This is a genomic window from Allobosea sp. LjRoot9, from assembly GCF_964252745.1.
Lineage (GTDB): Bacteria > Pseudomonadota > Alphaproteobacteria > Rhizobiales > Beijerinckiaceae > Allobosea.
In genome coordinates this window covers 106,391-123,726 of sequence record NZ_CAXUPC020000009.1, presented here as the reverse complement: position 1 = coordinate 123,726, position 17,336 = coordinate 106,391, and the positions used below count along the sequence as shown (strand labels likewise).

Annotated in this window: 12 protein-coding genes; 4 read left to right on the top strand and 8 right to left on the bottom strand. The window is 66.8% G+C overall.

Translation table 11 applies throughout. The annotated features are described in order from the left end of the window. Nucleotides 1-4: 4 nt before the first annotated feature. From ACSQ3P_RS26090 to ACSQ3P_RS26055, 8 genes are all read right to left on the bottom strand, one after another. Entirely contained in the window at nucleotides 5-1,096 is a 1,092-nt protein-coding gene (locus ACSQ3P_RS26090; RefSeq protein ID WP_436168377.1) for an NADH:flavin oxidoreductase/NADH oxidase, read from the bottom strand. A 190-nt stretch (nucleotides 1,097-1,286) separates the two neighbouring features. Then, nucleotides 1,287-4,559: a PAS domain S-box protein gene (locus ACSQ3P_RS26085; RefSeq protein WP_436168376.1), complete on the bottom strand. Its 3,273-nt coding sequence runs from the start codon at nucleotides 4,557-4,559 to the stop codon at nucleotides 1,287-1,289. A 141-nt stretch (nucleotides 4,560-4,700) separates the two neighbouring features. Continuing rightward, on the bottom strand, nucleotides 4,701-6,035 hold the full coding sequence (locus ACSQ3P_RS26080) for a hypothetical protein (protein WP_436168375.1): 1,335 nt from the start codon (nucleotides 6,033-6,035) through the stop codon (nucleotides 4,701-4,703). 42 nt (nucleotides 6,036-6,077) lie between these two features. After that, the gene (locus tag ACSQ3P_RS26075) at nucleotides 6,078-9,014 is read right to left on the bottom strand and encodes an FAD-binding and (Fe-S)-binding domain-containing protein (RefSeq protein WP_436168374.1); all 2,937 of its coding nucleotides are present in this window, start codon (nucleotides 9,012-9,014) and stop codon (nucleotides 6,078-6,080) included. A gap of 7 nt (nucleotides 9,015-9,021) precedes the next feature. Further along, nucleotides 9,022-10,548: a tripartite tricarboxylate transporter permease gene (locus ACSQ3P_RS26070; protein ID WP_436168373.1), complete on the bottom strand. Its 1,527-nt coding sequence runs from the start codon at nucleotides 10,546-10,548 to the stop codon at nucleotides 9,022-9,024. Between the two features lie 23 nt (nucleotides 10,549-10,571). Beyond that, nucleotides 10,572-11,099, bottom strand: a complete 528-nt coding sequence (locus ACSQ3P_RS26065; RefSeq protein ID WP_436168372.1) for a tripartite tricarboxylate transporter TctB family protein — start codon at nucleotides 11,097-11,099, stop codon at nucleotides 10,572-10,574. 8 nt (nucleotides 11,100-11,107) lie between these two features. Then, nucleotides 11,108-12,088 carry a Bug family tripartite tricarboxylate transporter substrate binding protein gene (locus ACSQ3P_RS26060; RefSeq protein ID WP_436168371.1) on the bottom strand — a complete coding sequence of 327 codons (981 nt, stop codon included), beginning with the start codon at nucleotides 12,086-12,088 and terminating at the stop codon, nucleotides 11,108-11,110. A gap of 217 nt (nucleotides 12,089-12,305) precedes the next feature. Next, nucleotides 12,306-13,019, bottom strand: coding sequence for a GntR family transcriptional regulator (locus ACSQ3P_RS26055; RefSeq protein WP_436168370.1), 714 nt, complete (start codon nucleotides 13,017-13,019; stop codon nucleotides 12,306-12,308). A gap of 191 nt (nucleotides 13,020-13,210) precedes the next feature. Between ACSQ3P_RS26055 and ACSQ3P_RS26050 the strand changes: the two genes are divergently transcribed. The 4 genes from ACSQ3P_RS26050 (at nucleotide 13,211) to ACSQ3P_RS26035 (ending at nucleotide 17,295) form a co-directional block, all read left to right on the top strand. Then, complete coding sequence (locus ACSQ3P_RS26050) at nucleotides 13,211-14,413, top strand: pyridoxal-phosphate-dependent aminotransferase family protein (protein WP_436168369.1); 1,203 nt, start codon at nucleotides 13,211-13,213, stop codon at nucleotides 14,411-14,413. Between the two features lie 339 nt (nucleotides 14,414-14,752). Then, complete coding sequence (locus ACSQ3P_RS26045) at nucleotides 14,753-15,430, top strand: transglutaminase-like domain-containing protein (RefSeq protein ID WP_436168368.1); 678 nt, start codon at nucleotides 14,753-14,755, stop codon at nucleotides 15,428-15,430. Nucleotides 15,431-15,574: 144 nt separating this feature from the next. Next, the gene (locus ACSQ3P_RS26040) at nucleotides 15,575-16,057 is read left to right on the top strand and encodes a MarR family winged helix-turn-helix transcriptional regulator (protein ID WP_436168367.1); all 483 of its coding nucleotides are present in this window, start codon (nucleotides 15,575-15,577) and stop codon (nucleotides 16,055-16,057) included. A gap of 20 nt (nucleotides 16,058-16,077) precedes the next feature. Next, nucleotides 16,078-17,295, top strand: a complete 1,218-nt coding sequence (locus ACSQ3P_RS26035) for an efflux RND transporter periplasmic adaptor subunit (RefSeq protein ID WP_436168366.1) — start codon at nucleotides 16,078-16,080, stop codon at nucleotides 17,293-17,295. Nucleotides 17,296-17,336 lie beyond the last annotated feature (41 nt).

Sequence of the window (17,336 nt, the reverse complement as noted above, 5' to 3'; positions counted from 1 at the left end):
GCGCTCAGCCGAACAGGTTGCGGAGCTGACGCGGCTGCGAGCGCAGATATTGCGAGGGCGGCTTCACGGTTGCGCCGAGCTGGGCGGCTGCGTGCCAGGGCCAGCGTGGGTCGTAGAGCATGCCGCGCGCCAGCGCGACGAAGTCGGCGTCGCCCGTGCCGATGATCGCCTCGGCCTGGTCGGCTTCCGTGATCAGCCCGACCGCGATGGTCGGCAGGCCGGTCGCCTGCTTCACGGCGCGCGCCAACGGCACCTGATAGCTCGGGCCGAGCGGGATTTTCTGCGCGGCCGAGAGGCCGCCGCCCGAGACGTCGATGAAGCTGCAGCCGCGCGCCTGCAAGGCGGAGGCGAAGGTGAGCGTCTGCTCGATATCCCAGCCGCCCTCGACCCAATCGGTGCCGGAGACGCGGATGCCGACGGGAAAGGCAGACGGCACCGCCGCCTTGACCGCCTCGAACACCGCGAGCGGGAAGCGCATGCGGTTCTCCAGCGAGCCGCCATAGGCGTCCTCGCGCCGGTTGGAGAGCGGTGAGAGGAACTGGTGCAGCAGATAGCCATGGGCCCCGTGGAGCTCGATTGCATCGAGGCCGAGCCTGACCGAGCGCTTGGCGGCAAGCGCGAAGCTCTCGACGAGCCGGGCGATCTCGTCCGCCGTCAGGGCGTGCGGAGCCCTGGCGTGGCCCTCAAAAGCCACGGCCGAGGGGGCGAGCGTCTGCCAGCCGCCCTGGTCGAGGCCGAGCTGGCCTCCGCCGGCCCATGGCTGCGCCACCGAGGCCTTGCGGCCGGCATGGCCGAGCTGGATGCCGATCGGCATGTTGGAATGCGCCCGCACGGCGGCGAGCGCCTTCGCCAGCGCGGCCTCGGTCTCATCCGACCAGAGGCCGAGATCGAACGGGCTGATCCGTCCTTCCGGCTCGACTGCCGTCGCTTCGAGAAAGAGCAGCCCGGCGCCCGACAGAGCGAGATGGCCGAGATGGATGATGTGCCAGTCGGTCGCGCGGCCGTCCTCGGCCGAATACTGGCACATCGGGGCAATGACGATGCGGTTGGCGAGGGTGAGGTCGCCGAGCGTGTAGGGGCTGAAGAGCTGGCTCATCGTGGTGGGTTCGCCTTGAATGGGCAGGATCTGGAATGGGCAGGGTTTGGAATGGGCAGGTCTGTCTGCGTTCGGGCAAGTCTAGCCGCAGCGCAGCATGCCTGGCCATGCGCAAGCCTGCACGCGACGGGCGCTGCAAACGCAAGCGACCGCCCGGTCCGAAAGGCCGAGGGGCTCCGGCAGGCGCTTCTCAATCCAGGATCGAGCCGAGGATCTTCTCCAGCGTATGCAGCCGATAGGGCTTTCTCAGCAGCGCGGTGCGGGCCGCGCCCTCGAAACCCTCGACCTGATCGCGGCCGGTGGCGAAGATGATGGCGAGCTCGGGCTTCAATGCGCGTAAGCGGTGCGCCAGTTCGCTGCCCGAAATATCGGGCAGGCCGATATCCGTCAGCAGGATGTCGACATTGCGCCCCGTCGCGATCTCGAGCGCCTTCAGCCCGTTTTCCGCCTCGATGGCGACATGGCCGAGATCCTGGACCATGTCGGCGGTGTCCATGCGGATGATGGCGTCGTCCTCGCAGACGAGCACGGTCAGGTTGCTCCGCCGCGCCGGTTCGGGCGCTGGGGCGGCCGCAGCCTGCAAAGCCGCCTTCTGCGCCGCGCTTTTCGGCTGGGGCCGGACGGTCTCATAGGACGGCGTCTTGCCGTCCTGCACCAGGACCTGGCGGATCTTCCGCGCCAGCGCCTCGCGCCCATAGGGCTTCGAGAGCAGGCTGACGCCCTCGTCGAGCCGCCCGCCATGGACGATCGAGTTCTCGGTATAGCCGGAGGTGAACAAGACGCTGAGCTGTGGCAGCCGCTCCTTGGCCTTGCGCGCCAGCTCCGGGCTCTTCAGCGGGCCGGGCATGACCACATCGGTGAAGAGCAGGTCGATCGCGACCCCGCTCTCGATGACCGCGAGCGCGCTCTGGGCGTCGGGCGCCTTCAGCACGCGGTAGCCGAGCTCGCCCAGCAGCGCGATCACGGTCTCGCGCACCGCCTCGTCATCCTCGACGACGAGGATGGTCTCGCTGCCACCGGTGACGGGGCCGGCCTCCTTCTCGACCAGCATGTCCTCGGCCTGGAGCGAGCGCGGCAGATAGAGCTTGATCGTCGTGCCCTGGCCGGGCTCGCTATAGACCTTCACATGGCCGCCGGACTGCTTGACGAAGCCATAGACCATGGACAGGCCGAGCCCGGTGCCCTTGCCCTGCGGCTTGGTCGAGAAGAACGGCTCGAAGATCTGGTCCATCACCTCGCGGCTCATGCCCGAGCCGGTGTCGGTGACCGAGATCTGGACATATTGCCCCGCCGTGACGTCGCGATGGGCGCCGCTATAGGCGTCGTCGAGGAAGGCGTTGCCGGCCTCGATCGTCAATCGGCCCTGGCCATCCATGGCGTCGCGCGAGTTGATCGCCAGGTTGAGGATGGCGTTCTCGACATTGGCCGGGTCGACCAGCGTGTGCCACAGCCCGCCGGCGATGCTGCTCTCGATCTCGATCGCGTCGCCCAGTGTGCGCCGCAGCAGGTCGTCCATGTCGCGGATCAAGCGGCCGACATTGACGACCTTGGGCTCCAGCGGCTGGCGGCGGCCGAAGGCGAGCAGCTGGGCTGCGAGCTTGGAGCCGCGCGCGACGCCGGCCATGGCGTTGTCGACGCGTTTTTCGGCCTTCTCGTCGCCGGCGATTTCCCGCGACAGCAATTGCAGGTTGCCGCTGATGACCTGCAGCAGATTGTTGAAATCATGGGCGATGCCGCCGGTCAGGTTGCCGATGGCTTCCATCTTCTGGCTGTGGCGCAGCGCCTCCTCGGCCTTGGCGAGTTCGGCGGTGCGGGCGGCGACGCGCTCCTCCAGCGTATCGGCGAGGTCGGCGAGCGCGGCTTCCGCTGTCTTCTGCGCGTCGATGTCGGTATTGGTGCCGACCCAGCGCGTGATCGCGCCGCGCTCGTCATGGGCGGGTACCGCACGAGCAATGTGCCAGCGGAATGTGCCGTCCTGGCGGCGGAGCCTGAATTCGGTCTCGTAGGGAACGCCGTCGCGCCGGGCATTCTCCCATGAGGCGGCGGCGCTCGCCGCATCCTCGGGATGGACCATCGCCATCCAGGCCTCGCCGTCGAGCGTGCCCGGGGCCGCTCCGGTGAAGGCGTAGATGCGCTCGTTGAACCAGTCGAGCTGGCCGTCGGGCCTGGCGGTCCAGACATGGTTCGGCATGGATTGCGACAGCGTGCGGAAGCGCGCCTCGCTTTCCCTGAGCGCGGCTTCCGCTTTCTTGCGGCCGGTGATGTCGAGGAACAGCACCGAGAAGCGGTCCGGCCCGATGCGCCTTGCCCGCGCCTCGAACCAGCGATGCTTCATCGAGGGAACATTGATCTCGTAGCGTGCCGGCTTGCCGGTCTCGAGCACGATAGCATAGGTCGTGATCAGCTCCGGCGGCAGGTTCGGGATGATCTCGCTGACATTGCGGCCGATCGCATCGGCCATCCTGACGTCGGTGCGTGCCTCGAAGGCGGGATTCATCTCGACGAAGCGGAAATCGACCATGGTCCCGGCGGCGTCGCGCACCGCCTCGGCGATGAAGAACCCCTCCTGCATCTGCTCGAACAGATTGCGCCAGCGCGCCTCGCTGGCGCGCAGCGCATCCTCGGCTGCCTTGCGCGGCGTGATGTCGAAGCAGACACCGACGAAACGGCGCTGCCCGCTCTCGGGCGTCGAGACCGCCTCGCCCTGTCGCGCGATCCAGCGGGTCTCGCCCGTGGCGGGGTCGAAGCGGCGATATTCTGCATAGGCGAGGGGATTGTCCTCGGTCAGGCGCTTCGGCCCCGAGAGCGCGCGGTCATCGGGATGCAGCAGGCTGACGAGCAGATCGTCGGTGACCTGGACGTCCGGCGGCAGGCCCCAGATGCGACGATATTCGTCGGAGACGTCGAGCAGGCCGCTTTCGGGATACCATTCGAAGACGCCGACGCCGCCGGCCTCCTGCGCGATCTTGAGCCGCTGTTCGGTGCGGACCCGCTCGGTGATCTCGATGACCACGGCGAAGACGCCGGCCGGGCTGCCGTCCTCGCCGAGGATCGGCATGTAGTCGAGGTCGAGCCAGCAATCCTCCGGCACGCCGCGGCGGTTCATGGCGAGGCGCTGCTCGCGCAACGAGAGCGTGCCGCCGGCGAGCACGGTGTCGAGCACGCGGGCGTTGAGTTCGGCCGCTTCCGGCCAGCCCTCCAGCACCTTGGCGCCGAGCAGGGCAGGGTGGCGCCTGCCGGCAAAGGCGGCATAGCCGTCATTGTAGATCAGCGTGCCCTCCGGGCCCCACAGCAGCATCACCGGCAGCGGCGAGCTGAGCGCCAGCGCCGTCGTGGTGCGCAGGCTCTGCGGCCAGCTTTCGATCGGCCCCAAAGGCGTCCGCGACCAGTCGAATTGCCGGATGAGAGCGCCGATCTCGCCGCCATTCTCCAGGAAAGCATATGGGTCGTGCGGGGCCAGCATGAGGCGCTCTGGTGGAGTTCTACGGAACCTCTGACATGTGGCCGGGATCGCAGAATACGGCAAGCGCAAAGGCGCGATCGGCCATGCGCCGCCTGTCCGGACGTCGAAAAGGGCTACGGAGCCAGAACTACAGCGCCAGGACTACGGCGCCTGGAACGCGCCGATCATGTAGCTTTCATTGCCGATTTCGGTGACGCGCCCCTTCACCTCGTAACTTGCGAGATCGACGATCCAGACGATGCTGGAGTTCGGCTTGCCCTTGGGTGCGCCGGTGATCGCGGCGTATTTGCCGTCGGGCGTGATCGCGATGCCGCGTGGCCGCGAGGGCTCGCCGCCCGGCGTCTTCAATTCGACCCGCCGGATCGTCGCGGGCCCACCCGCGATCGCCTTGGCGACATCGATGATGTCGATGTTGTTGGCCCGGAAATGCGTCGAGAGGATGCGCTTTCCATCCGGCAGGAAGGCGGCCACGAACGGCCGGGTCGGCGTGGCCTTGTCGTCGGTGCCGACCAAGACGCGCGCGACCTCGGCCTTGGCGGGGTCGGACAAGGCTTTCTCGACATCGATGATCGAGACCGTGTTGCCGGGGACGTCGGTCTGGGCGCTTTCGCGGGAGGCATGGGCGACGAGCTTGCCGTCCGGGCTCACCGAGATGCCGAAGCCGCCGGCCTGCACCGGGATGCGCGCAAGCTCCGCGCCGGCCTCGCCGGCGATCGCCTTCTGCAGGCTCATCACCGTGATGTCATCGGTGCCGCCATTGGCCCCGAAGATCGTGCCGCCGCCGAGCGGGCTGATCGTCACGCCATTGGTGTCGGGGAAGCAGCCGAATTTCGGGTCCGGCGCGCGATGCGGCACCGGATCGGGCGGGCAGGGGAAGCCCGGCTTGCCATAGGCCTGCTCGACCCTACGGATCACCTTGTTGGTGGCAAGATCGACGATGCTGAGATGCCGGCCGCCATCCTCGTCGCCTTCGCGCTCGGCATGGGCAAGCACCGCATGCTTGCCGTCCGCCGCAATAGCGAAGCCGGTCGGCCCAAAGCCTTCGGTCTCGATATAGCCCGCGACGGCGGCGAGCGTGCCGTTGCTGGCGGGATCGAGCGCCTTCGCCAGGTCGACGACCGTGACGGTGCCGGCATGGCCGTGCTGGAAGGCGGCCGCTGCCGCAGGCGTCGAGCGGCCGGAATGGTTGACGACATAGGCGCGCTTGTTGTCGGGCGCGATTGCGATGGAGATAGGCTGGCCGCTCGAAATCACCGTCTTGCCATCGACCACGATATCGGGCGTGACGCGCAGGCGATTCACCACCGCCTTCGGCGTGCCGTCATTGGCGGGGTCGATCGCCTTGTCGAGATCGATCACCAGCACGACATTATCCCAGCGGCCGCTCGCCAGAAAATAATCCTTCGCCATGGTCTGATGCACATGTCCCATCGAGCAGAGCAGGATCGCGCTGCCCAGAAGCGTCGTCCGTAGCATGGTCGTTCCTCCCGTTGGATCGCCCGTTTGCCGGGTCGTTGATCAGCTGGTCTGGTCGGCTTTGTCCTCCAGGGCCTCGGCGAGCACGCGCGCGACATGCATCGCTTCGCGGCCCGCGCCGTCATGGATCTGGTGGCGGCAACTCGTGCCGTCGGCGACGATGAGATCGCCTGCGCCGGCCTTGCGCACGGCCGGCAGCAAGGCGAGCTCGCCCATGGCGAAGGAGACGTCGATCGTCGCCGCGCCATAGCCGAAGGCGCCCGACATGCCGCAGCAGCTCGATTCGATCGGGCGGACATCGAGGCCGGGAATGGTGCGCAAGGTCGCCTCGACCGCGCCCATCGCCGCGAAAGCCTTCTGGTGGCAGTGGCCATGCAGATGCGCGATGCGACCGGCCTGGTCCTTGAGGGGCAGGGTGGTTGTCCCCGCCTTGAGGTCGGCGGCAAGCAACTCCTCCAGCAGGAAGGCGGCGCTCGCCACCGGCTCGACCTCGGCCTTGGGCAGAATTGCGCCGAATTCGTCGCGGAAAGTCAGCAGGCAGGAGGGTTCCAGCCCGACGATGCGCGCGCCCCTGGCGACGAAGGGGGCGAGCGCTTCGAGCGTCCGTTTCGCCTCGACCCGCGCCTCGTCGACGAGCCCGGCCGAGAGGAAGGTGCGCCCGCAGCAGAGCGGTCGGCCACCATCCCCAGGCTCGACCTTGTGCAGACGATAGCCGCCTGCCGCCAGCACGCGCTCGGCGGCTTCGAGGTTCTCGCGCTCGAAATAGCGGTTGAAGCTGTCGCCGAAGAGCACGAGGTCGCGGCCGTCGCCCTTCACATCGCCCGGCGTCGCAGTTCGGCCGGCTTGCGCCCAGGGCCTGCGCCAGACCGGCAGCGAGCGCCGTGCGCTGAAGCCGAGCCAGCGCTCGCTCAGCCGCGCCAGCAGCGGAATGCGGTCGCGCAGGTTCATCAGGGCTGAGAGCTTGGCCGCATAAGGCGCATAGCGCGGCAGCCAGGCGATCAAGCGCTCCTTCAGCGGCAGGCCGTGGCGCTGGTGATAATGGTGCAGGAACTCGATCTTCATGCGCGCCATGTCGACGCCTGTCGGGCAGTCGCGCTTGCAGCCCTTGCAGGAGACGCAGAGATCGAGCGTCTCTTTCATCTCCGGCGAGGTGAAGGCGTCCGGCCCGAGCTGGCCGGAGATGGCGAGCCTGAGCGTATTGGCCCGCCCGCGCGTCAGATGTGTCTCGTCCTGCGTGGCGCGCCAGGAGGGGCACATCGTACCACCGGTCATCTTCCGGCAGGTGCCGTTATTGTTGCACATCTCGACGGCGCCGCCGAGCCCGCCCCAATCGGACCAATCGAGCGCTGTCTCAGTCGGGATCGGCGTGGCGTAGCCGGGCGCGAAGCGCATCAGGCTGCGATCATCCATCCTGAGCGGGCGCACGATCTTGCCGGGGTTCAAGCGGTTGTCGGGATCGAAGCCGTCCTTGACCTGCTCGAAGGCGCGGGTGAGGGGGGCACCGAACATCGGCTCGACGAATTCCGAGCGCGAAATGCCGTCGCCATGCTCGCCGGAATAGGAACCTTTGAAGCTGCGCACCAATTCGCAGGCCTCCTCGGCGATGCCGCGCATCGCCTTGACCCCGGCCTCGTCCTTCATGTTCAGGATCGGGCGGACATGCAGGCAGCCGACCGAGGCATGGGCATACCAGGTGCCGCGCGTGCCATGCCGCGCGAACAGCGCGGTGACGGCGTCGGTGTAGTCGGCGAGGTGTTCGAGCGGGACGGCGCAATCCTCGATGAAGGAGACCGGCTTCCCGTCGCCCTTCATCGACATCATGATGTTGAGGCAAGCCTCGCGCACCTCCCAGACCGGTTTCTGTCTGGAGGGCTCGACCACCTCGACGACGGCTTCAGTAAAGCCGTGATCGGCCATGCACTGGTCGAGGCGCTTGAGGTCGTGCCTGAGCGCAGCGAGATCGTCGCCGGCGAATTCGACCAGCAGCAGGCAGTTGGGCTGGCCCCTGGTGATGTCGGCGAGCGTGCGCACGAAGAGCGGGATGTCGGCGCCGAGCACGAGCACATTATTGTCGACGAGCTCGACCGCGACCGGGCCGAGCGCCACGATATGGCGTGTCGTCTCCATCGCCGAACGGAAGCTCGGGAAATGGCAGACGCCCATGACGCGATGTGCCGGCAGCGGCGAGAGCTTCAGCGTCGCTTCGGTGGTGATGGCGAGCGTGCCCTCCGAGCCGACCAGCAGATGCGAGAGGTTCGGCCGGGCGGGCAAGAGCTCGTCGAGATTATAGCCGCCGACCCGGCGCTGCACCTTGGGGAAGATCGCCTCGATCTCGGCCCGGTGCCCGTCGGCCAGCTTGAGCATCCGCGTCATCAGATCGCGCGCCCTGATCGACTGGTTGTCCCCGGCAAAGCCGTCGCCCAGCGCGAAAGGCTCGCCGTCATGGAACAGCGCCTTCATGGCGATGACATTGTCGACCGTCTTGCCATAGCGCAGCGAGCGCGCGCCCGAGGAGTTGTTGCCGGTCATCCCGCCGATGGTGCAGCGGCTGGCGGTCGAGGGCTCCACCGGGAAGAACAGCCCGTCCTTCCTGACATGCGCGTTGAGCGCCTCCAGCACGAGGCCGGGCGCGACCGAGATCGTGCCGGCCGCCGGGTCATAGTCGCGGATCGCGTTGAAATGCCGGCTCATGTCGAGGATTAGCGCATCGCCGATCGGCTGGCCGTTCTGCGAGGTGCCGCCGCCGCGCGCGATCACCGGTACGCCGTGCTCGGCGGCGATCGTCAGGGCGGCCGCGATATCGGTCTCCGATTTCGGGAAGACCACACCCTGCGGGACGATCTGATAAATCGAGGCGTCGGTGGCGTAGCGCCCGCGCGTGAAGGCATCGAAGCGCACCTCGCCTTCCAGCGTCTGTGCGAGACGGCGTTCGAGGCCGAGATTGCGGGAATGGGCCGCAGTCGTGGCGGTCTGGTTCATCGTTGTGTCATTCCGCCGCCTCGGCCGGCTTGGCTGGCTGCCCGCGCCGCCGCAAGGCGCCGATCCCATCCATGACCGGCCCCCAGAGCAGCAGGAACAGCGCCAGCCCGACCAGCGTCGTCACCAGCCCATTGGCGGCGAAGACCTTGAGGCTGCCGCCCGAGCCGAGCAGGGCCTGGCGGAACGAGTCCTCGGCCCTGTCGCCGAGCACCAGCGCCAATACGAGGGGCGCGAGCGGATAGTCGAGCTTCTTGAAGACATAACCGACCAGGCCGAAGCCCAGCATCAGCCAGATGTCGAAGATCGAGTTCGAGATCGTGTAGGCGCCGATGGCGCAGACGATCAGGATCACCGGCGCGACATAGGAAAACGGGATGCGCATGATCGCCGCGAACAGCGGCACGGTCGCCAGCACGATGATAAGCCCGGCGAGATTGCCGAGATACATCGAAGCGATCAGCCCCCAGACGAACTGCTTCTGCTCGACGAAGAGCAGCGGCCCCGGCTGCAGCCCCCAGACCAGCAGGCCGCCGAGCAGCACGGCAGCCGTCGCCGACCCTGGAATGCCGAGCGCCAGCATCGGCAGGAGCGCGCTGGTGCCCGCCGCATGGGCCGCGGTCTCGGGCGCGAGCACGCCTTCGATATTGCCCTTGCCGAAGCTGTCGGGCTGCCGCGAGAAGCGCTTGGCGAGGCCGTAGCCCATGAAGGAAGCGGCGATCGCCCCGCCCGGCGTCACGCCCATCCACATGCCGACGATGGCGGAGCGCAGCAGCGTCGCCCAATAGCGCGGCAGCCCGGCCCAGGTGCGCAGCACCACCTTGAGGTCGATCTTGGCCTGCTTGCCCTTGAAGACCAGTCCCTCCTCGACGGTCAGCAGGATTTCGCTGACGCCGAACAGGCCGATCACCACGACGAGGAAATCGAAGCCGCGCATCAATTCGGTCGACCCGAAGGTCATGCGCAGATCGCCCGAGATCGAATCGAGCCCGACCGCTGCGAGCAGGAAGCCGATGCAGAGCGAGGTCAGGATCTTGGCGCGGTTCTCGCGACCCATGCCGATGAAGGAGCAGAAGGTCAGAAGGAACACGGCGAAGAACTCGGCCGGCCCGAATCTGAGCGCGAAGGAGGCGACGAGCGGCGCCACGAAGGTGATCAGGAGCACGCCCGAGAGCGCGCCGATGAAGGAGGCGGTGAAGGCGGCCGTCAGCGCCTCCGCGGCCTTGCCCTGCACCGCCATCGGGTAGCCGTCGAAGGTCGTCGCGACCGACCAGGCCTCGCCCGGGATATTGAACAGGATCGAGGTGATCGCTCCGCCAAACAGCGCGCCCCAATAGATCGAGGAGAGCAGGATGATCGCCGAGGTCGGATCCATGCCGAAGGTCAGCGGCAGCAGGATCGCGACGCCGTTGGGCCCGCCCAGACCCGGCAGCACGCCGACGATGATGCCGAGCACGACGCCGATCACCATGAAGCCGACATTGTGCCAGGAGAGTGCGACCTGGAAGCCGGCCATCAGGGAGGAGAAATCGTCCATCGCTTATCCTCAGTAGCCGATCTTCAATAGCCGAGCATGGCCTCTAACGGGCCTTTCGGCAGCGGCACGCGAAACTGCAGCTCGAACACCCAGAAGCAGGCGAGCGGCACGAGGATCGCCGTCAGCACGATCGCCCACCAGCGCGAGGTCGCGACGATGCTCATGAAGACGAGGATGAAGATGCCCGCGGCGACATAGAGGCCGAGCGGCTGGATCAGCGCCACGAACAGCACTAGGGGTGCGAACACCCGCGCGACCTGGCCGAGCTGCTCATAGGTGACGAAGACGCGGTTCTCGGCGCGGAAGGACTGCACCAGGATGAAGAGCGAGGCGGCCAGGAAGATCCAGCCGACACGCGCCGGGAAGAAGCCGTTCTGCGGACCATTGTCCCAGCCCGCGCCGCGGCCATAGGAATCGTAGAGCACGAGCAGGCCGAGCGCGATCAGGAGGAGCGCCGTGGTGATCTCGACCGGGCGGCGGGAGAGGCCGCGTGGGGCTTGGCTGTGCTGGGCATGGCTGTGCGAGACTTGGCTGTCGGGAGCGCCGGACATCACAGGCCTCACTTGGCCATGAAGCCGGCATCGCTCATCAGCTTGGCGTGCTTGCCCTCGTCGAGCTTGAGGAACTGCACGAAGGCGTCGCCGTCGCGATAATCGGGAACGAGTGCGTTGCGCGCCAGATACTCCTTCCATTCCGCGTTCTGCGAGACCTTCTTGAACAGCTCGACATAGAAGGCCTGCTGCTCCTTCGTCACCTTGCCGGGCATGAACATGCCGCGCAGCATCTGGTAGCTGACATTCAGCCCCTGCGAGGCGCAGGTCGGGATGTCGGCCCAGGACAGGCCGTCCGCGACCTTCTCGCTATAGGCCATCTTCTGTTCGGCGAAGACGCAGAGCGGCCGCGTCGCGCCACCGCGCCAGTTCGCCAGATCCTCGGCCGGGTTGTTGGTGTTGGCGTCGACATGGTTGCCCGAAAGCTGGGTCGAGGCCTGGCCGCCGCTGGTATAGGGAATATAGGCGAATTTGACGCCGCCGGTCTTCTCCATGCCGAAGACGAGCAAATTGTCTTCGCGCTTGGACGAGGTGCCGCCGATCTTGAGCGGCTCGGGCGCCGCCTTGGCCGCCGCCATGAAATCGGTCGCGGTCTTGTAGGGGGATTTCGCATTGACCCAGAGCAGGAAGGAATCCTGCGCCATCATCGCGACCGGCGTGTAGTCCTGCCAGTTCAGCGGCAGCTTGGTCGCCATCGGCGTCATGAAGATGCCGCTCGAGGTGGTGATCAGCTTGTGCGGGTCGCCGGCCGATTTCTGGATGTCGAGCATGCCCTCGGCGCCGCCGGCGGCCGGCTTGTTGACGACGATGATCGGCTGGGTGGTGAGCTGGTTCTTCTGGATGATGCCCTGGATCGTGCGGGCCATCTGGTCGGAGGCGCCGCCGGCCGAGAAGGGCACGACGATCTCGATCGCCTTGGTCGGCTCCCAGGCGGCTGCGGGCGCGACGCCGGCAAACAACGCGGATACGGCGAGCCAATGCTGCTTCATGATCCTCAACCTCCCTTAAGTCGCGCTCTGACGGCGTCGTGAGGGGAGCCTAGAACCAAAAAAATCTGCATTCAATCTGAAAATTGATATCGACAGATATGAGCACGATATCTGGCGCCGCGGCCTCAGCTGTCATTCCGGATCTCCGCGGAGTTTATCCTTGGGCCGGCCGAAAGCAGGACCCGGGGGCTGCACCCGGGATGACGGTGCGGTTGGCTCAGGCGTCCGCCGGGTCGGTGGCGAGCTGCGATTGCGCCGCCTTGCGCTTGTTGCGCAGGTGCAGGAACAGGATGTCGCTGAGTTCGCTGCCGGCGCGCCGGCGCAGCGCGTCCAGGATCGCCTCATGCTCCCGCATCGCCTCGCCCCAGCGATCGCGCTCCTTGGCGAGGTTGGCCGAATAGCGCACGCGGCGGATGCGCCCGGCGAAGCTGGCATAGGTCGCGCTCAGCGTCGCATTGCCAGCCGCCTCGACGATCATGCGATGGATCGCCTGGTTGCACTGGAAGTAGCCATGCATCTCGCGGCGCAGGTAGAAACGATACATTTCATGGTGTGTTTGCTCGATTTCGCCCACTTCCGCGTCCGAAATGCGCTCGCAGGCCAGGCGTCCGGCCAATGCCTCCAGCCCGCCCATCACGTCGAAGAGCTCGCGCAGATCCTCAGCGCTCAACTCGCGCACACGTGCGCCGCGGTTGGGCAGCAGGTCGATCAGCCCTTCGGCGGCGAGCACTTTCAGTGCCTCGCGCAAGGGCGTGCGCGAGATGCCGAAGCGGTCGCAGAGCAGGCGTTCGGGAATGCGCGCACCATCCGCGAGGTTGCCTTCGACGATGTAGTCGCGCAGCGCCGCCACTAGCCCGTCATGCAGCGAGACCGCCGCCCGCGGCGCCTCGGCGGTGGGCGTGTCGCGCAGTTCGGTTGCCGGAATCTCCATGATTTCCAGGTCCGGAATTGTACTTGTCATGGCTAATGGGTACGCGAAGCTTGGTCGGCTGTCGAGATGAGCGGCGCCTGGTTTGAGTTCCAATAGGCGATTGCATTCTCAAAAAATGAATGCAAAAAATCGACTATGGAGAACGCGCAGTCGAAACGCGCACCAAGAACGCGCACCGAGGAGGACACGCCATGGCAACGCAGCAGGGTCGACATTTCCTGCATATTCCGGGGCCGAGCCCGATCCCCGATCGTGTCCTGCGCGCCATGGACATGCCGATCATCGACCATCGCAGCGCCGAATTCGCCAGGCTCGGCAAGACGGTGCTGGAGGGCTGCAAGGCCGTCTTCAAGACCGAGCAGCCGGTGGTGATCTACCCGTCCTCGGGCACCGGCGCCTGGGAGGCGGCGATCGTCAACACGCTTTCATCAGGCGATACCGTGCTGATGGCGGAAACCGGTCATTTCGCCACGCTCTGGCGCCAGATCGCGGCGCGTTTCGGCATCAATGTCGATTTCATTCCGGGCGATTGGCGCAGCGGGGCCGATCCGGCGGCGATCGAGGCGAGGCTCGTCGCGGACAAGGCGCGCACCATCAAGGCCGTGATGGTCGTCCATAACGAGACCTCGACCGGCTCGACGAGCCGGATTGGCGAGATCCGCAAGGCGATCGACGCTGCCGGTCACCCGGCCTTGTTCATGGTCGACACCATCTCCTCGCTCGCCTCGGTCGATTACCGCCATGACGAATGGCAGGTCGACGTCACCGTCTCCGGCTCGCAGAAGGGGCTGATGCTGCCGCCGGGCTTGAGCTTCAACGCGGTCTCCGAGAAGGCGATGGCGGCTTCAAAAACCAACACGCTGCCGCGCTCCTATTGGGACTGGCAGGAGATGGTGAAGATCAACGCCAGCGGCTTCTTCCCCTACACTCCGGCGACGAACCTGCTCTATGGCCTGCGCGAGGCGCTCGCGATGCTGCAGGAGGAGGGGCTGGACACTGTCTTCTCTCGGCATCAGCGCCTCGCCGCCGCGACGCGCGCCGCCGTCAAGGCCTGGGGGCTGGAGGTGCTCTGCGAGAACCCGGCCGAGCAGTCGCCGGTGCTGACCGCCGTGATGATGCCACCGAGCCACAGCGCTGACCGCTACCGCAAGATCACGCTGGAGAAGTACAACATCTCGCTCGGCTCCGGGCTCGGCAAGGTCGCGGACAAGGTCTTCCGCATCGGCCATCTCGGCGAATGCAACGAACTCATGCTGCTGGGCGCGCTGTCGGGCGTCGAGATGGGGCTGGCGGCAGCCGGCGTGCCGCATCGCAGCGGCGGCGTCATGGCGGCGATGGCAGCGCTCGAGGCACGCGACGACGGCAATCAGGCGCCGGTCGCGGCCGTGGCCTGAGCGCGGGCATCGGATTTGGATTTTTGATCGCTCGCCATCACCCGCACCGTCATCCTGGACAAGCCGCGCAAGCGGCGCAGCTCCGGGATCCATCGGAGGGCTCCGGAGCTCTACGATGGATCCCGGGACGAAGCTTCGCTTCGCCCAGGATGACAGCGCGTAGTGATCAAGGCAGGGCCATTGAAATCATTGGCTTCACTCCAGGCCTCAGGATGGAGGCTGCCGGGCCAAATGCGGTAGTCCTGGTGGCCTGAGCGCCGTGTAGAGGCCTGCGACGCGTTGCCATCGCGGGGCTGCCTCCGTGGTGCTAAGCTTCGCGCGTCACCTCCGGCGCGGGGCATGAAAGCGATGCAGGACAGCCACCGCGTGCTCTTCACGAGCCCGGCCGAATTCATCGACAGCGATCACCCGAATGTGATCGCGCAGGCGCAGGGTCTCACAGTGGGGGTCGCCGAGCCGGCAGCCCAGGCGCGGCTGCTCTATGCTGCGGTGCGGGACGAGATCCGCTACGATCCCTATCGCGACTATCTCGACCCCGGCAGCTATCGCGCCAGCGCCGTGCTCGCGGCCGGCACGGGCTATTGCGTCGGCAAGGCTTCGCTCTATGCCGCGCTGTGCCGCGCGCTCGGCATCCCGGCGCGGATCGGCCTCGCCGATGTCATGAATCATCTCGCCACGCCGCGCCTGCTGGAGGCTGTCGGCACGAATATCTTCGCCTATCACGGCTATACCGAGGTTTTTCTCGGTGGCCGCTGGCTGAAAGCCTCGCCGACCTTCAATGCGAGCCTGTGCGCGAAGCTCGGCGTCGCGCCACTGTTTTTCGACGGCCGGCATGACGCGCTGCTCCAGAGTTTCGACGGGCAGGGCCGCGAATTCATGGCCTACATCGCCGATCACGGCGCCTTCTTCGACGTGCCGGTGAAATTCCTGATCATCGAAATGACACGGCTCTACCCAAAACTCTGCATTCCCGGCGGCCTGCGCGGCGCCTCGATGGAGCAGGAAGCGAAGGCCTGAAACGCGCAAAAAGCGCGACTGAGGCGCCCTCCGGCAGCCAACGCCAGATTGCGTTCGGGAAATTGTGCAACTGCGAAGGCGATCCAGAAATCGCCGCAATCGCCGCTCATATCATAAGCAGGCTTATGATATGAGGCACGGCAGATGAAGCGCCCCCTGAAGCGTGAATTGACCTTCCAATTGGTCGAGACCGCGCGGCTCCTGCGGGCCTATGTCGACCAGCGCGCTCATCAGCATGGCACGACCCGCGCACAATGGGGCGTGCTCGGGCGCCTGCGCCGCCAGGAAGGCCTCAACCAGGCCGCCCTGGCCGAGCAGCTCGACGTCCAGCCGATCTCGGTGGGTCGGCTGCTCGACCGGCTGGAGCAGCAGAAATTGGTCGAACGCCGCCCAGACCCGAACGATCGACGCGCCTATCTCCTGCATCTGACGCCCGATGGACGCGCGCTGGTCGATGATCTCGACACGGTGCGCGGCGAGATCGCCGGCGAAGTGCTGGATGGCGTCGAGGAGGCGGCGATCATCACGACGCTGGAGACGCTTGCCGCGGTGCGCGAACGCATCCGCCTGCACAAACAAGAACGCCTGACACAGCTTGCGGCGAATCTCGCCGACAGCGCCGCTTGATCCCCCGGAGCCACTCACCGATGCAGCGCAAGACCCTTTTCTCGATTGCTCTCCTGGCCACGGTCGCGGTTTCGACCGGCGCCTGGTTCACGACGTCTCGCGGCGCCGTCGATCCCGGTGACGGTGCGCGTTCGGCCCGTGCCGGGCGCAGCGGCGAGGGCGCTCCTGTCGCCGTGGTGACGGCGCTGGCCGAGCGGGCCAATATGCCCGTGCGCAAGCGCGCCATCGGCTTCGTCGAGACACCGGCCAGCGTCGTGGTGAAGTCGCGGCTCGACAGCCAGCTCATGGAGCAGCACGTCGTCGACGGCCAGTTCGTCAAGGCCGGCGACCTGCTCTTCACCCTCGACGACCGCGACCTCAAGGCGCAGATCGAGAAGGACGAGGCGGCGATCGCCCGCGATCAGGCGGTCCATAAGCGCACCGAGGCCGACCTCGCGCGCTACCAGCAACTGCTGCTCAAGAATGCCGGCACGCAGCAATCGGTCGACCAGGCGACGGCCGATGAGCGCTCGGCCGCCGCGACCATCCTCTCCGACAAGGCGACGCTCGACGCCGACAAGCTCAAGCTCGGCTACACCCGCATCCTGGCGCCGATCGACGGCCGGGCCGGCGCGGTCCAGGTCACGCCGGGCAATCTCGTCGGCGCCAACAGCACCGGCCTGGGCCTCGTCACCTTGACCCAGATGAAGCCGCTGCGGGTCACCTTCACCTTGCCCGAGCGCGACCTGTCGGTGCTGCAGCGGGCGCTCGGCTCCGGCCGCGCCATTCCCGTGACGGCGAGCGTGCCCGATTCCGGCAAGCCGCCCGCTCAGGGAACCCTGAACTTCGTCGATTCCACTGTCGACATGACCTCGGGCACGATCACGGCCAAGGGCTCCTTCAGCAATGACGACCTCGCGCTCTGGCCCGGCCAGTATGTCGATGTCGAGATCGCCGCCGACACCCTGATGGGCACGACGGTCGTCCCCACCGTCGCCGTCCAGACCGGCCAGAAGGGCGCCTATGTCTATGTCGCCAAGGCCGACCAGACGGCCGAGCTGCGCCAGATCAAGGTGGCGCTGAGCGATGGCGACCGTACGGCGCTGAGCGAGGGCCTCGAGCCCGGCGAGCGCGTCGTCACCGACGGCCAGATGCGGCTCAAGACGGGCGTGCGCATCCGTGAGCGCGCCGCCAAGGACAGCGCGCCGGCCGATCCGGCCTCGCAGGGCACGCCCATCGCGCAGGGAGCCAAGTCGTGAACATCTCCGGCTTCTGCATCCGCCACCCGGTGGCGACGATC

Coding starts and splice junctions, on each gene's coding strand:
- ACSQ3P_RS26060 (WP_436168371.1), bottom strand. CDS start 12,088: ATGAAGCAGCATTGGCTCGCCGTATCCGCGTTGTTTGCCGGCGTCGCG.
- ACSQ3P_RS26090 (WP_436168377.1), bottom strand. CDS start 1,096: ATGAGCCAGCTCTTCAGCCCCTACACGCTCGGCGACCTCACCCTCGCC.
- ACSQ3P_RS26075 (WP_436168374.1), bottom strand. CDS start 9,014: ATGAACCAGACCGCCACGACTGCGGCCCATTCCCGCAATCTCGGCCTC.
- ACSQ3P_RS26080 (WP_436168375.1), bottom strand. CDS start 6,035: ATGCTACGGACGACGCTTCTGGGCAGCGCGATCCTGCTCTGCTCGATG.
- ACSQ3P_RS26045 (WP_436168368.1), top strand. CDS start 14,753: ATGAAAGCGATGCAGGACAGCCACCGCGTGCTCTTCACGAGCCCGGCC.
- ACSQ3P_RS26055 (WP_436168370.1), bottom strand. CDS start 13,019: ATGGAGATTCCGGCAACCGAACTGCGCGACACGCCCACCGCCGAGGCG.
- ACSQ3P_RS26050 (WP_436168369.1), top strand. CDS start 13,211: ATGGCAACGCAGCAGGGTCGACATTTCCTGCATATTCCGGGGCCGAGC.
- ACSQ3P_RS26070 (WP_436168373.1), bottom strand. CDS start 10,548: ATGGACGATTTCTCCTCCCTGATGGCCGGCTTCCAGGTCGCACTCTCC.
- ACSQ3P_RS26085 (WP_436168376.1), bottom strand. CDS start 4,559: ATGCTGGCCCCGCACGACCCATATGCTTTCCTGGAGAATGGCGGCGAG.
- ACSQ3P_RS26065 (WP_436168372.1), bottom strand. CDS start 11,099: ATGTCCGGCGCTCCCGACAGCCAAGTCTCGCACAGCCATGCCCAGCAC.
- ACSQ3P_RS26035 (WP_436168366.1), top strand. CDS start 16,078: ATGCAGCGCAAGACCCTTTTCTCGATTGCTCTCCTGGCCACGGTCGCG.
- ACSQ3P_RS26040 (WP_436168367.1), top strand. CDS start 15,575: ATGAAGCGCCCCCTGAAGCGTGAATTGACCTTCCAATTGGTCGAGACC.